Source organism: Acinetobacter lwoffii (assembly GCF_019343495.1).
GTDB lineage: Bacteria > Pseudomonadota > Gammaproteobacteria > Pseudomonadales > Moraxellaceae > Acinetobacter > Acinetobacter lwoffii_P.
Genome location: NZ_CP072549.1, coordinates 1110419 through 1124761, shown reverse-complemented (window position 1 = coordinate 1124761; position 14343 = coordinate 1110419). Strand labels below are relative to the sequence as shown.

The 14343-nt window shown below is 44.1% G+C and carries 11 protein-coding genes; 8 read left to right on the top strand and 3 right to left on the bottom strand.

Features of this window, described 5'->3' with window-relative positions:
• The first annotated feature begins 57 nt into the window (after nt 1–57).
• Nucleotides 58–1038: a bile acid:sodium symporter family protein gene (locus tag J7649_RS05310; protein ID WP_219309704.1), complete on the top strand. Its 981-nt coding sequence runs from the start codon at nt 58–60 to the stop codon at nt 1036–1038.
• Between the two features lie 195 nt (nt 1039–1233).
• A complete protein-coding gene (gene rpmE, locus J7649_RS05305; protein ID WP_004279743.1) occupies nt 1234–1458 on the top strand; it encodes a 50S ribosomal protein L31 in 225 nt (74 codons plus the stop codon).
• A gap of 100 nt (nt 1459–1558) precedes the next feature.
• Here rpmE and J7649_RS05300 read toward each other — a convergent pair whose 3' ends face one another.
• Genes J7649_RS05300 through epmB form a run of 3 tightly spaced genes read right to left on the bottom strand, consistent with a single transcriptional unit; the run spans nt 1559 to nt 6483 of the window.
• Entirely contained in the window at nt 1559–3724 is a 2166-nt protein-coding gene (locus J7649_RS05300; protein WP_219309702.1) for an EAL domain-containing protein, read from the bottom strand.
• Nucleotides 3706–5451 (bottom strand): GTPase, encoded by a 1746-nt coding sequence (locus tag J7649_RS05295; protein WP_219309700.1) that lies wholly within the window; start codon nt 5449–5451, stop codon nt 3706–3708. Before J7649_RS05295 ends, J7649_RS05300 begins: the two co-directional genes overlap by 19 nt.
• 9 nt (nt 5452–5460) lie before the next feature.
• Nucleotides 5461–6483 (bottom strand): EF-P beta-lysylation protein EpmB, encoded by a 1023-nt coding sequence (gene epmB / locus J7649_RS05290; RefSeq protein WP_219309698.1) that lies wholly within the window; start codon nt 6481–6483, stop codon nt 5461–5463.
• Nucleotides 6484–6865: 382 nt separating this feature from the next.
• On the opposite strand from epmB, the gene efp reads away from it, so the two are divergent.
• The 6 genes from efp (at nt 6866) to J7649_RS05260 (ending at nt 14342) form a co-directional block, all read left to right on the top strand.
• Nucleotides 6866–7435 carry an elongation factor P gene (efp, locus tag J7649_RS05285; protein WP_004279747.1) on the top strand — a complete coding sequence of 190 codons (570 nt, stop codon included), beginning with the start codon at nt 6866–6868 and terminating at the stop codon, nt 7433–7435.
• 171 nt (nt 7436–7606) lie between these two features.
• On the top strand, nt 7607–9706 hold the full coding sequence (locus tag J7649_RS05280; protein ID WP_004730055.1) for a carbon starvation CstA family protein: 2100 nt from the start codon (nt 7607–7609) through the stop codon (nt 9704–9706).
• Between the two features lie 7 nt (nt 9707–9713).
• Complete coding sequence (locus J7649_RS05275) at nt 9714–10019, top strand: YbdD/YjiX family protein (protein WP_171054308.1); 306 nt, start codon at nt 9714–9716, stop codon at nt 10017–10019.
• 434 nt (nt 10020–10453) lie between these two features.
• Nucleotides 10454–11416, top strand: a complete 963-nt coding sequence (locus J7649_RS05270) for an AAA family ATPase (RefSeq protein ID WP_219309695.1) — start codon at nt 10454–10456, stop codon at nt 11414–11416.
• Between the two features lie 12 nt (nt 11417–11428).
• Nucleotides 11429–12334, top strand: a complete 906-nt coding sequence (locus J7649_RS05265; RefSeq protein WP_219309693.1) for a DUF58 domain-containing protein — start codon at nt 11429–11431, stop codon at nt 12332–12334.
• 13 nt (nt 12335–12347) lie between these two features.
• A complete protein-coding gene (locus J7649_RS05260) occupies nt 12348–14342 on the top strand; it encodes a transglutaminase TgpA family protein (RefSeq protein WP_219309691.1) in 1995 nt (664 codons plus the stop codon).
• Nucleotide 14343 lies beyond the last annotated feature (1 nt).

Here is a 14343-nt window from a genome sequence, read left to right as displayed (position 1 = left end):
GTTAAGATAGCCGGGCATTTTTATATCAAACAATAAAATCTGAGGGATTATAGGGATATGCTTAAGTTCTTGGCATTGGATCGGTTTACGATACTGTTGTTTGTGATGGTCTTGCTGGCCAGTGTGCTGCCAGTTTCGGGGCAGGCGGCTGAAGTCTTTGGCTGGGTGACGACAGGAGCGATTGCCATCCTGTTTTTCCTGCACGGCGCCAAACTGTCTCGTGAAGCTGTGCTGCAAGGCATTATGCACTGGAAATTGCATACTTTGGTTTTTGCGCTAACTTTTGCTTTGTTTCCAATTCTCGGACTTTTGGCCAAGCCGATTTTATTACCGATGCTCGGACAGGAACTATATTGGGGTTTCCTGTTTATGTGTTTCCTGCCATCCACTGTGCAGTCCTCGATCGCATTTACTTCGGTGGCTCATGGCAATGTCGCCGGGGCGGTATGTAGCGCCTCTTTTTCCAATTTGATCGGTATGTTTATTACCCCATTATTGGTGGCATTTTTTATTCTCGGTCAATCTGATCATGGTTTTGATCCGACTTCTTCGATTATCCAGATTACACTGCTGCTCTTGGTGCCGTTTATTTTAGCACAGATTCTGCGTCCATGGATCTATCCACAAATGATGAAAATGCCAAAAATCGTCAAGGTTTTCGATCAAGGTTCGATTTTACTGGTGGTGTATGGCGCTTTTAGTAGCGCCGTAGTGGCTGGTCTGTGGAATGAAGTGAGCTTGAGTACCTTGTTGTTGCTATTGCTGGCTTGCTCGGTGTTACTCACCATTGTGATGTTATTATCACTTTATATTCCACGCTGGCTGGGCTTTAGCCGCGCTGACCAAAAAACGGCATTCTTTTGTGGTTCCAAGAAAACCTTGGCCAGTGGAGTGCCGATGGCGCAAATTTTATTTATTGGCCAGCCGCTGGGCATGATTGTCCTGCCGATCATGATTTTTCATCAGATTCAGTTAATGGTCTGCGGGATTATTGCCAATCTGTGGGCCAAAGAGAGTGAATCAGAAGCTGAAGAATAATTAGCATATTGAATTCGTTTCACGTATAATAATGCCCACTTGTTGTGCTTAGCTCTGACGGTATCCGTCTCGGTGGGCCAAAAGAATGGTCTGTTGTGGTGTTGATCTGCATGAACGATGTTCCTGCTTCCTCATTTGAGAGTGATCAATAGCGATGACAGCTAAACCTTCTTGAATCTAATGGAGTAATCGACGATGCGCGCCGATATTCACCCAAAATATGAAACTTTAGTTGCTACTTGTTCATGTGGTAACGTAATCGAAACTCGTTCAGCTCTTGGTAAAGAAACTCTTTATCTAGACGTATGTTCAGCTTGCCACCCATTCTACACTGGTAAGCAAAAGAACGTTGACACTGGCGGTCGTATCGACAAGTTCAAACAACGTTTTGCTGGTATGTCACGTTCTGTTAAACGTTAATACCCAAAATGAAAAAACGGGCTTTAAGCCCGTTTTTTTTGTGCCTGCAATTTAGAAAATTATCATTCGATTTCCTAAATGCACAGGCTTGTACAAGATCTTAGTGATCTTGTACATCAATCAAATGATCAAGTTTTTTCTGGAAATAATTCCCCTGAATAAAGCGGGCATCCACGTTCCAGGCATTCGCGAACAGTGTCATATCATTTAATTCACGGATCAGAATATTGAGTGGCTTGATTTCATTGTAGCTGGTAATTTTTTCCTGTAGTTGCTCAATCTCGGTATCTTTATTGAGCATATTGGTTAAGCTCGAATGTAAGCTGACACCATCCAGTTCCAGTTCGCGCAGTAAATTTGGACTGTACATTGATTGACCAAAATCACGAAGTGCAATCAGCGCGCCATGTTCATGCAATACGCGTAGATATTTTTGTGCATCTTGCTGATTCAGTAAAATATCTTCTTCTGAGAATTGCAAGATTAGCGGGTGCTTCACTTTACTGCGAATAATCGTAATCAGCTTGGAAATAAATTCCGGGAAGGTGCGGTCTTTAAATAGCACGGCACGGTTCAAATTGACAATTAAGCTTGCATCAGGATACTGGGTAATAAAGTTGTGTAACTGTTTACTGGCCTCAACCAGAATCCAGCGATCCAGTTTAATGGACAGTTCATCATCTTCATGAAGTTCTAAAAGGCTAGAGATATCCTGCCATTTATTCTCAAAAATAAAGCCACTGGTCACTTCATAGGTATATAAACGCGTATCTTCTTTATCATAGAGTTGCTGATACTTTAAATGGATCTCGCCACGTTCTAGACATTCACTTAAGGCTTTCAAAATAGAAGGTGTAGCGTTAGGAATAGAGGTGACTGCTGGACTGACAGCTGCAACTGTTGAGCTGGTAACTGGTGTTTCAGCAACACTGAAGTCTATACTCGGCATATCTAAAGAGCTTGGACTGCTCAGTGAGGCTGGAATGTCGAGTTTAAATTCAGGTACAGCTTCTGCTTGAGGTAAAGATGTCGAGAATGCTTGTCCAATCAGCGTATTGCAGTGCATTTCATCCTGTAAACCCTGTTCAAGCATGACATAGCCCAAGCGCAAATTTAGAGGGAAGGTTTTTTGTCCCACTGTAATGAGTTGCGGTTTGCTTAAGGCATTTAAACTGATCAGTTTGGATTCAAGAATTGCTTTGGAATCTGCCTGTAACATACCTACAACAACATCATATTCCAGTTTAAACAGGGAAATATGGGTCTGTTCCATGAGGAACTCTTTGACTGCTTCAAAGTAGCCACTAAAAGTAGTCCAGTCAGACTGCAGAAGCTCAGGATCATAAGCGCTAAGAGAGAAAGTCACCAAGGCATTTACTGGTGCAGGCTGCTTATTGAGTTCACGCTTAAGTGAATGAAAAACGCTTGGTTTTCCAGGAGTCTTATTGGAGGAAACCGTTTGAGATTGGGTATCAATGCTAATTTGTACCGCATCTTCTTCAGCAGTTGAAGGCAAGAATTCCAGTTTTAATGGGTTAGATGCGGATACATGCGGATTCAGAGACTGAATCTCGACTCGACCTAAATCAAACTGACCCTGAGAAATCTTTTTGAAACGGGTTTTAAAATCATTCAAATCTGAAGGCTGGAGCAGATCCAGAAGCGGTAGGCCAATGATTTCGTCTTCATTTTGCAAGCCAAACAGTTTCAGGTAGTCCGCATTGGCCTGAATATGAATCCCTTCCTGAATGGTGGCAACAGCACGGTTGCTGTCGTCTACTAAAGATTGTGCCTGAATTTGTGCTGTTTCCAGCTCAGTCATTAAATGTTGCTGAGATTGTGACAAACGGCTAAATGACAATGCTCGGACCAGTCCCACATAAAAGCGTTCCAAGTAGTCGAAGTTGAGAATGTCATATACCCCTTTACGGATATATTGCGCATACTGTTCAGCCTGATAATCATCCGGTTTAAGCAAAATCATCGGAAGGTCAGGTTGCTGCGAAAGACGCACGATCCCTAAGGCCTGTTCGTATTTCAGATCGTAGGCACGCCCAAAAATAAGCAGATCCCATTTGAAATTCAGCTGTTTTTCAAAAGACTGCAGATCATCCAGCAGCACAGCATCGACCTGATAATCATGACTGGTCAGCAGATCACGGATTTGGTTATATCTAATTTGATTATCATCAATAATCAGTAAACGTGTTTCAGTACGTTTTAACTTTTTAGACAATAATGGATTTCTCACTTCAATGCTTCCCATAAATCATGATTTCTGCTTTCATTCATGTGCTGATCGATAAAGTTTTCGATCATATCTTCTTCCTGATCATTCAATAATTCATAATCAAAACGGATGAAACTCTGCGTAATCAGTTGTGCTTTGGTCAGATAGATTTTGAGTTCTTCCTGACCGAGACGTAAATGAATCGTTTGTTTTTCCCTAAACATCTGGGAGCCAGACACGATGAGACTGGTTGAAACCTGATCCAGTTGCGTCATTTTCACCAGGAGTGCGGGTTGATAATTGACATGATGACGTTCAGTGCGGGCGTAGGCCGCACAAGGAAAGAGTTCTTGTGCCAGAATTTCCAGTCCGATTTCCAGGCTCTTGTCAGTGGACTGCTTGATCCAGCGAATCACACCGCCACGCCACTGACTCTGGGTTTTTTCCTGAACCAGAATGAATTCACCGGTTTTCAGGTTAGCCGGGGTAATACCAGTCCATTTAATCCGGTAACCATTGACACTGATATCCAGAACTTCAGCGCTATGGATCTGTTTGGTTTCTCGATCGAGCGCCTTGATGCTGCTAAAACTACTTGGAATGGCGTTTTCCATTGAGCTGACAAAACTGCTTTCGCTCTGGAAATTATAATTGGCCTCGAGTTCCAGAGTTTCGTTGAAGTTTTTACCTTTAGACAGGTAAAAATGCGCCACGCTTAAGCCAAAGCAGATATTGATCTGTGCTGAATATTCATAACGTTCATGACGACGCTCGACATTGTTCGAGAGCAGATTGTAGATATGAAAATGCAGTGCAGGGGTCAGGAACAGTTTTTCATTCCGCGACAGATACTGGGCATTTTTACTTTGAGTGCCCGTTAAATGATCCATAAGGTTCTGGGTGGAAATATAGAAGCTCGGCTGAAACTGTGGCTCTTGATGGGAATTAAAGATCGGCGGATGATCTTTGCTGGCATCGACCACATAACGGGACAGCGTGGTTTCCTTCGGCAGGATCTGTACCAGTTTGGCCCAGTCAAAACTGCATAGATACAGGCCCTGAATTTCTGCAGGCCGGATCTGATGAGTATTGAAGATATCCAGTAAAATCAGCTGTGCATAGGCATGTGCAATATTCTGGATTTCATGCTGGGTGCCTAATACCTGATTGATATTGCTTTGATAGAAATTGTTGTCTATTGCACATTCAAGCAGTTGATGGGCAGCCAGCCATTGTCCCAGACCTGGCGTGCTATACAGCATATGCTGTTGATATAATAGAAGTGTGAGTTGTTGCAGGGCATAATAAATCGATACCATTCGGGCAGTTTGAATGCTCTTCTTTTTACCCAGAGAAAATAGCGAAAACTTCTGATGGGTCAACTGATGATTACAGCGCTTGACGATATCAATATAAATTTTGGCAAAATGACTGCGCAGCAGCATGGCCAGCTCAATAATCTGGTCATTTCGGTCGGAAGTGATCAGTCCCTGATTGACGAAATGCTTTTCCAGACTGGTCAAGACATTTTCAAGGGTGGGATGTAAGACCTGAATCAGGTCAAAGCGCAGGGTTTCTGTACATTTCAGCTCAGAAACTTCCAATAAGGCATTAAACAGGGATTTGGATGAATTCCCTAGTTGTAGAATCGAAATCCCCGCAACCCATTCCTGCAAAGCCTTGGCAGTGGTTGGACAAAAGCTCAACTGCTCTCGTTTAAGTTCCGTCGGTGTCTGAAAAATGTCTGAAGTATGCGTGCTCATCTTTATTATTTAACTCAAAAATGTTGAAACCCCAAAAAGCGGTGTCTTATTCTTCTCGCCCGCTATTTCTCGAACCAGTTTAGGAACCAAATACCCCGGCAGGTTCGCTAAAACTTCTGTATAAATCTCATTAATATGGTCAGGCGCTAAATCAAAATGATGCGCACCTTTTACTTTATCAAGTACATGTAAATAATAAGGCATGACCCCGGCATCAAACAAGCGATAGCTTAAATCTACTAAAACCTGAGCAGAATCATTCACCCCGTTTAATAAAACCGCCTGATTCAGAACGGTGATCTGCTGTTGAACCAGTTGGTTTAAACGCTTGCAAGTGAAGTCATCCAGCTCCGATGCATGGTTTGAGTGTACCACCAGAATAATACGTAGCCTACTGTTTTTTAACATGCTAAGTAGCTCTTCGTCGACTCGGTTGGGGATCACAATAGGAACTCGTGAATGTATTCTTAAGAATTTGAGATGTGGTACTGATTCTAATCGTTCAATCCAGGTTTTTAATTTCCGGTTCGATAAGGTTAGTGGATCACCGCCACTCAGAATCACTTCATTAATATCAGGCTGGCTTTCCAGATATTGCTTGATATTTATCCAGTCTTCATTTTTAGGCAGATTTTCCTGATAGGGGAAATGCCGGCGGAAACAATAACGGCAATGTACAGCACAGGCACCTGTCAGTGTCAGCAAGAAACGGGATTTATATTTGTGCAGTACGCCGGGTTGCTGATTGGCCTGTTCTTCGCCCAAGGGGTCAGTAACAAATCCTGGATGCTCTTCCAGTTCCAGATGATGGGGCAGCACTTGTAAAAGCAATGGGTCTAAAGGGTTTCCGGTCTGCATTTTTCCCAAAAAAGCGCGTGGCACGCGCAATTTAAACTGCTCAGATGCCAAGATGGCACCTGAGAGCAGTTGCTCTGGTGCAAGTTGCAGTACTTCAAGCAGTTCGCGGGGATCGGTGATCAGGTCGCTGAGCTGTGATTGCCAGTTTTGTTCTTGATATAAATAGTTCGTCATGCCGGAAGATTAACAATAATAAGTGAGAGGACAAAGCCTGATGGGCGCAGTTTAACAGTTTGTGCCGAAGCGCAATAATCCACTGCGCTGTAAAATAAAGAGCGATTCAGCTATGCTGATCTTGGTGCTCGCCTGATGGTATTTTAACGTTGAGCAAGACATGAATAAACAAAGGATTTTCATGTCTGATTGTAACTTAAACAGCCTGAGTGGGTGAAAGCGGATTTTTTCATTGCGGCAAAGTGTATTGCTCATTTAGAATACGCAACATCAAATGAATGTGCATGTGGCAACTCAATGTTCGTGTCAGACTTGCTAAATGACATCGCAACAGCCCATAGCATCAATAGATTAAAGTTAGTAAGTTTGGAGTGCGCCAGTCATGGCCTATTATTCTACGAATGATTTCAAGTCAGGCCTTAAGGTTATGCTTGATGGCAACCCATGTTCAATCATGGAAAACGAATACGTAAAACCAGGTAAAGGCCAAGCTTTTAACCGCGTAAAATTACGTAACCTTAAATCAGGTAAAGTTCTGGAAAAAACTTTCAAATCAGGCGAGAACCTAGAAGCGGCTGATATCGTTGAAGTAGAAATGGAATACTTGTACAACGATGGCGAAATGTGGAACTTCATGGATCCTGTTACCTTTGAACAGATCGCAGCTGATAAAACAGCAATGAGCGATGCTGCAAAATGGTTAAAAGACGATTCAAATGAAAAATGTACCATCATGTTGTTCAATGGCGTGCCTTTAAACGTGACTCCACCGAACTTCGTCGTACTTAAAATCGTTGAAACTGATCCAGGTGTTCGTGGTGATACTTCTGGCGGTGGCGGTAAGCCAGCGAAACTTGAAACAGGTGCTGTAGTACGTGTTCCATTATTCGTACAGCAAGAAGAAAGCGTTCGTGTAGATACCCGTACTGGTGACTATTTAGAACGTGCATAATGGTTTGAAAATAGACTATTATCGAGAGGGATGATTTAAATCATCCCTTTTTTTATGCCAAAGTCGTAGAGGAAAAGCAAAAGAACAGGCGTAAAGTCGCAAGGGAAAACAGCAGTACCTCGAACAACAACAATCACGCTGATTTGTATGCATCACAATATGAGGGATTGAATGGAAACTTTACAAAAGAAGTCGACGCTGACTTCGAAAATGATTTGGCTTTTGGTAGCCATTGTGGGTGCAGTCTCCTTTGGAGTCCTGGCACTGAGTCGGGGTGAGCATGTCAATGCAGTCTGGCTGGTACTTGCCGCCGCCTGCGTCTATAGCATTGCTTACCGTTTCTACAGTTTGTTTATCGCCACCAAAGTATTTGAGCTGAATGAACGCCGTTTAACGCCTGCGCATCGTCTGGCCGATGGTCTGGACTATGTGCCGACCAATAAAAGCGTTCTGTTTGGCCATCACTTTGCGGCGATTGCCGGTGCAGGTCCTTTAGTCGGTCCAATCCTTGCAGCGCAGATGGGTTATCTGCCGGGCACGATCTGGCTACTGGTCGGCGTGGTGCTTGCCGGTGCAGTCCAGGATTTTCTGGTGCTGTTTATTTCTACCCGTCGTGACGGTCGATCACTCGGTGAAATGGCCAAGCAGGAACTGGGTACTTTTGCCGGTATTATCGTGATGCTTGGTGCCTTGGGTGTGATGATTATCATTCTGGCGGTATTGGCACTGGTGGTGGTGAAAGCGCTAACCAACAGCCCATGGGGTGTGTTCAGTATTGCAGCCACCATTCCGATTGCGATCTTTATGGGCATCTACATGCGTTTTATCCGCCCGGGTAAAATTGCTGAAGTTTCGATTATTGGTTTCGTCTTGATGATGCTGGGCATTATCTACGGTGAAAACATCGCACAACATCCATATTGGGGGCCATTCTTTACACTTTCTGGCACTGAACTGACTTGGGCGCTGATCATTTATGGCTTCATTGCGTCGGTATTGCCAGTCTGGCTATTACTTGCCCCACGTGATTACCTGTCAACCTTCCTGAAAATTGGCGTGATTGCAGGTCTGGCCGTGGGTATCCTGTTTGCCATGCCTGAAATGAAACTGCCAGCAATTACCAAATTCGTTGATGGTACTGGTCCTGTATTCGCAGGTTCTATGTTCCCATTCCTGTTTATTACCATTGCCTGTGGTGCGATTTCCGGTTTCCATGCTTTGGTGTCTTCAGGAACGACACCGAAACTGGTCAACAATGAACGCGATATCCGCATGATCGGTTACGGCGGTATGTTGATGGAATCTTTTGTGGCGATCATGGCCTTGATCTGTGCTGCAATTCTGGATCCAGGAATTTACTTTGCCATTAACTCACCAGCCGCATTACTCGGTACTACAGCCGAAAGTGCAGCAGAAGCAGTACGAACCCTTGGTTTTGTGGTAACCCCTGAAGCCTTGACCTTACTGGCACAAGAAGTCGGTGAAAATTCGATTCTATCGCGTACTGGTGGTGCACCAACTTTTGCAATCGGTATGGCGCATATCATCACCGAAATTTTCAACAGTCGTGAAATGATGGCGTTCTGGTATCACTTTGCGATTTTGTTTGAAGCACTATTCATCCTGACTGCTGTTGATGCTGGTACGCGTGCCTGTCGTTTCATGGTGCAGGATACTGTCGGTATCGTAATTCCAGCGGTGAAACAGTCGCATAACTTCTTCGGAAACCTGTTGGGTACTGCGGTTGCAGTGGCAGGCTGGGGCTTCTTCGTCTATCAGGGCGTAGTCGATCCACTCGGCGGGATTAACAGTTTATGGCCGCTGTTTGGTATTGGTAACCAGATTTTGGCTGCGATGGCGCTCATTCTTGGTACTGTCATTCTGTTCAAGATGAAAAAACAGAAATATGTCTGGGTGACAATTATCCCGACAGTGTTCCTGTTCATTACTTCCATGACAGCAGGCTGGCAGAAGATTTTCCACGAAAATCCAAAGATTGGTTTCCTTGCGCAGGCTGATCGTTTCAACACGGCGATTGCCAATAATGAAATCCTGGCACCAGCGAAAACTGTGGCAGAAATGCAGACGGTAGCGATGTCGAACCAGATTAATGCTGCGCTCTGTGCTTTCTTTATGATTGTAGCCTTTGTCATGTTGTTTGCTGCAATTCGCGTGATTCGTCGTGCATTGGCAAATCCTGAGCCATCTGTACATGAAGCAGAAGCGATTTATCGCGATCCTGAAGAGATTCAGCCAGCGAAAGGTCATTAAGGGGAATATTATGAATCTGAAGTTTGCCAAAAGCGGGAAAACGATGATTTATAAAATCATCAAAATGACCGTGATGTCACAAAAGGATTTAATCCTGAATCCGAAAAACTGGTCACGGATTGCGACCTTGTGGCAACGTTTGCAGCAAAGTTTCCGCCTGATGGTTGGTGTCCCTGATTATCAGACCTATGTGGAGCATATGCGCAAGCATCATCCCGATCTGGAAGCTATGGACCCGAAAACATTTTATCGCCATTGTGTGGATTCCCGTTATCCATCTGCGGGTGGTGATATGAAGAAGTGTCCGTGTTAATTGTTAAGTCATAATAAGCGCCTTTCGGGGCGCTTTTTTATTGTTTAAAACTGCTAGGGAAATAGACGATTCGGTTAAATCTGATGTCATTGATTGAGCTAACCGAGAAAATTTTTATAAAAACCCAGTAAATCACTTAAGTCTCTATACCTTTTAAGTATGATTCTTTTCAAATAGAGGAATGAGCATATGTCGATATTTTGAAATTGGAGCGAAAAGAAAAATGATCGCTATTTGTGCTGATCATTTTATTTGTTGTCTGCGCTTCTTACTTCTTTTCAACCTGATCATTTTGACTCTTCTATTATTTGAATCCTCGTCATTTTCTAATAACTATTTTTCACTTAGTTACACAGACAGATGATTGATCTTTTGGGAAAATTTAAATTTCAGTGTATGTTAATCTTAGGCCATGTTTTATTAAGGAAATTATTGTGATCTGGGGCATGAAACAAAAGGAAAATAACGACATTGCACACATCAATACTGTGCTTGAACAAAAAATTGCAAGTTATGCACCCAAGATCCAGCGTTTTTTTGAAGAAGTTAATGCCATTGTGTTGGATAAGCAGGCCCAGACCACACTGGCACTCTGTTGTTTGATTGCAGGCGGACATGTCTTATTTGAAGATTTACCCGGATTGGGTAAAACTACATTAGCCAGCAGTCTGGCACATCTGGCTGGGTTAAAGTTCCAGCGGATCCAATTTACCAATGACATGCTGGCCAGTGATGTCATCGGTATTAACATGTTTAACCAGAAAGAACATCAGTTCGAGTTTAAACAAGGCCCGATTTTTACTCAGATTTTACTGGCAGATGAAATCAACCGTTGTAGTCCCAAAACCCAGAGCGCCTTACTCGAGGCCATGGAAGAGGGCTATGCCACCATTGATGGCGTACGCTATGCCTTACCGAAACCTTTCTGGGTGATTGCCACACAAAACCCGCTGTTTCAAAGTGGAACCTATGCTTTGCCGGAATCCCAACTGGACCGTTTCCTGATGCGTCTGTCTTTAGGTTATCCATCGCGCCATGCAGAAAAACTGTTATTACAGCAGGAATCTCGTTTTGCCCTGATTGCCAGTCTGGCGCATATTTTTACTGAAGATGAAATTCTGGATCTACAAAGTCTGGCGCATCAGGTGTTTATTAGTGAAGCGATTCAGGAATATCTGCTCGATCTGGCAGAAGAAACTCGTAAAAGCCGTCATGGACTTTCTACTCGTGGTTTACTGGCCTTGAAGCGTGCCGCACAGGCGCATGCCCTGATTCAGCAACGCGCTTTTGTCACGCCGGATGATGTGCAGGCTGTATTTGTCGCGGTGACCTCCCATCGTCTGGGTTTGAGTGAAGCTGAAACCTCTAATGTCATGCAACAGGTTGCGGTCAGCTAAAGGAGTCCTCTCTTGGATAAGACCTGGCAAAAATGGCTGGCCAAACGCTTTCAATTTTCCAAGCAGAAACAGCTCTCGCAGAAAGATGTCTTGGTATTTATTTATCAGCAGGGCTATCTGTATCTGGTGTTGATCTTCATCACCTTTGTGGCGGGAGTGAACTATGCCAATAACCTGATTTTAGGTTTCTGCTTTTTAATCAGCGCGGTGCTGTGTGTCAGTTTTTATCTGACGTTTAAACAGTTGCATGACCTGCAAATTGAATTGATCGCAGATGAGGTGGGGCAGGTCGGTCATAGCCTGAATCTACATCTTTATTTTCAACAACAGCAACTTCGCCCCCGCTATTTGTATATCAAAGCAGGGAATCAGCTAGCGAAAGTTTATCTGAATGCGCAAAAACAGCAATTTATTCTGCCATTTTATGCAGAGCAACGTGGCAAGTTTGATTACCCGGCGATTCAGATTTATTCGGTTTATCCCTTTGGTCTGGTGCGGGCTTGGACCTATCTTTATCATCAGCATTCGGCCTGGGTCGCGCCTAAAGCTGAAGTTTTTAGCACAGAAAATAAATATCATCTCAACCGTTTTGAACTGGATATGGATGAGTTTCGTGAATTGCGCAATTACCAGTCAGGCGATTCCTTGCAGGCGGTGTCCTGGAAGCAGTTTGCCCGTGGGCAAGGCCTGTATGTCAAAGTTTTTGAGCAATATCAGGATGAACACAGTATCGAGATTCATTATGCACATATGCCGAGCCAGTCACATGAAGAAAAACTTGAATTTGTGATGGGTCTGGTCGAGCAATGCGAGCAGCAGCAATGTGCGTACAGTCTGCATTTGCCACAGGCCGAATTGCCTCAGGGCGCAGGTGAAGAACAACTGCGGAAAGCCAAACAATTGTTGGCGCAGGCCTGAGGCGGGTAAATTCATGATCAATGCAAAAATCCGGACCTCGATTGTGCTGACTTTGGGACTGATTCTCATCGCCCAGATGGCATTTATTCCTGTACTACTCAGTATAATTTTTGCCATCAGTATTCTGTGTATCTGGCTTTTCCTGAAACGTCAGCAGCCATTTCCAAAAACGGGCACTTTCCTGCTGACGGCTTTGGCACTAGGCAGTATTTATTTGAGCCATCATAGTTTTATCGGTGTTGAGGCTGGGGTAGCAGTTTTATCTACTTTTTTATTTGCCAAATCACTGGAAAGTAAAAATAAACGTGACCTGATTATTCTGTTTAATTTTGCCCTGTTTGTTGCTGCCAGCTCATTCCTATATAGCCAATCTTTTGGGATGGCGATCGTGATTGTGCTGTGTTTAATCAGCTGTCTGATTGGTTTGTACCGGATTCAGACCAGCGAGTTTGAGCAGGAGCAGATCACTCAGCGCGCAGCATTGCAACAGGATGCAAAACATGTAGGCAAGTTTATCTTGTACGCCGTTCCATTTTTCATTTTACTATTTATTTTCTTTCCGCGCTTGCCGCCACTTTGGCATATTCCCATTCCTGAAAATAAGGGTATGACCGGCATGAGTGACAGTATGTCACCTGGGGATATTGCCGAATTATCCCAATCTAGTTCACTGGCTTTCCGGATTATTGGTGATGTCGGCAAGCTTCCGCCGCGCTCAGAACTCTATTGGCGAGCTTTAGTGCTAGATGAATATGATGGGCAACGCTGGACCAGCAGTTTCGTCAATCAGCAGCCTTTAATGCGACAACCGATGGATACTTCACCCGTACCTACAGGCTGGAACTACCAATATCTGGCTGCGGATCCTTCGGTGTTCTGGATCATGGGGTTGGAAAAATCGATACCTGTGGAACGCCGTTATTATAACCGTCAGGATTGGAGCATTGTGCCGAGACGGCTCACGCAACGTGTTGAACCGATTTCGTTACAATGGATCGGGACAGAATATGACCCTCAGACTTTGCCAACGCAATATATCGAGCGAACGAATACCCAAGTGCAGCGCCGGCTTGACCCGCGAGCGCAACAATTAGCACAACGTCTATATGCGCAAAGTGCGGAAGATCCCCGGAGTTATGTACAGAAAGTCTTGAATTGGTATCGACAGAATAACTTTGTTTATACCCTGAAGCCGGGCCAATTGGGGCAAAACCGGATTGATGAGTTCCTGTTTAATTCCCGGCAAGGGTTTTGTGAACACTATGCCTCGAGTTTCGTGATGCTGATGCGTTACGTTGGGATTCCTGCACGGGTGGTCACCGGCTATCAGGGTGGGGAGTTGGCACCAGATCGCATGAGCTGGGAAGTCCGGCAGCTCGATGCGCACGCCTGGACAGAAGTCTGGATTGACCAGAAATGGCAACGCTTTGATCCAACCGCAATGATCGCTCCACAGCGTATAGATGATGGTATGCAAAATCTGCTTTCTCAGGATGCATGGGTATCGGCAAATCAGTCGACCTGGAACTCGCAGCATAATCTATGGGTCACCAAACTACGCGTTTGGAGCGATTATGCCAGCTACCAATGGCAAAGTAAGGTGGTGGGTTATAATGCAGAATCACAACAAAACTGGTTATCAAAATTAGGCCTCGGTTCAGTTTATTCGAGTGTCATAATTTTACTGGGCAGTATTGCGCTATTGATTTTGGCCTATATCTTTAGAATTTATCTAAAAGCCCGACAGGCGCAATCTCCATTTGATCGTGCGATTCAACAGCTGAATCAATCTCTAACTGATCATCTCAAAAAACAGCCTGCAGAAACTTTTCATCACTGGATGCAGCGTTTATCTCAACAGGTTCAGATTGAAAACCAGACTGCCTTTATTCAAGCTATACAGGTTTTTGAAAAAAATCTTTATTCGGGAACCCCAATAACTGAACAAGAATTGAAAAAATTCAAGGATTTGCTTAAAACTTGCGCGGACGTTTTAAAAACTAAATGAA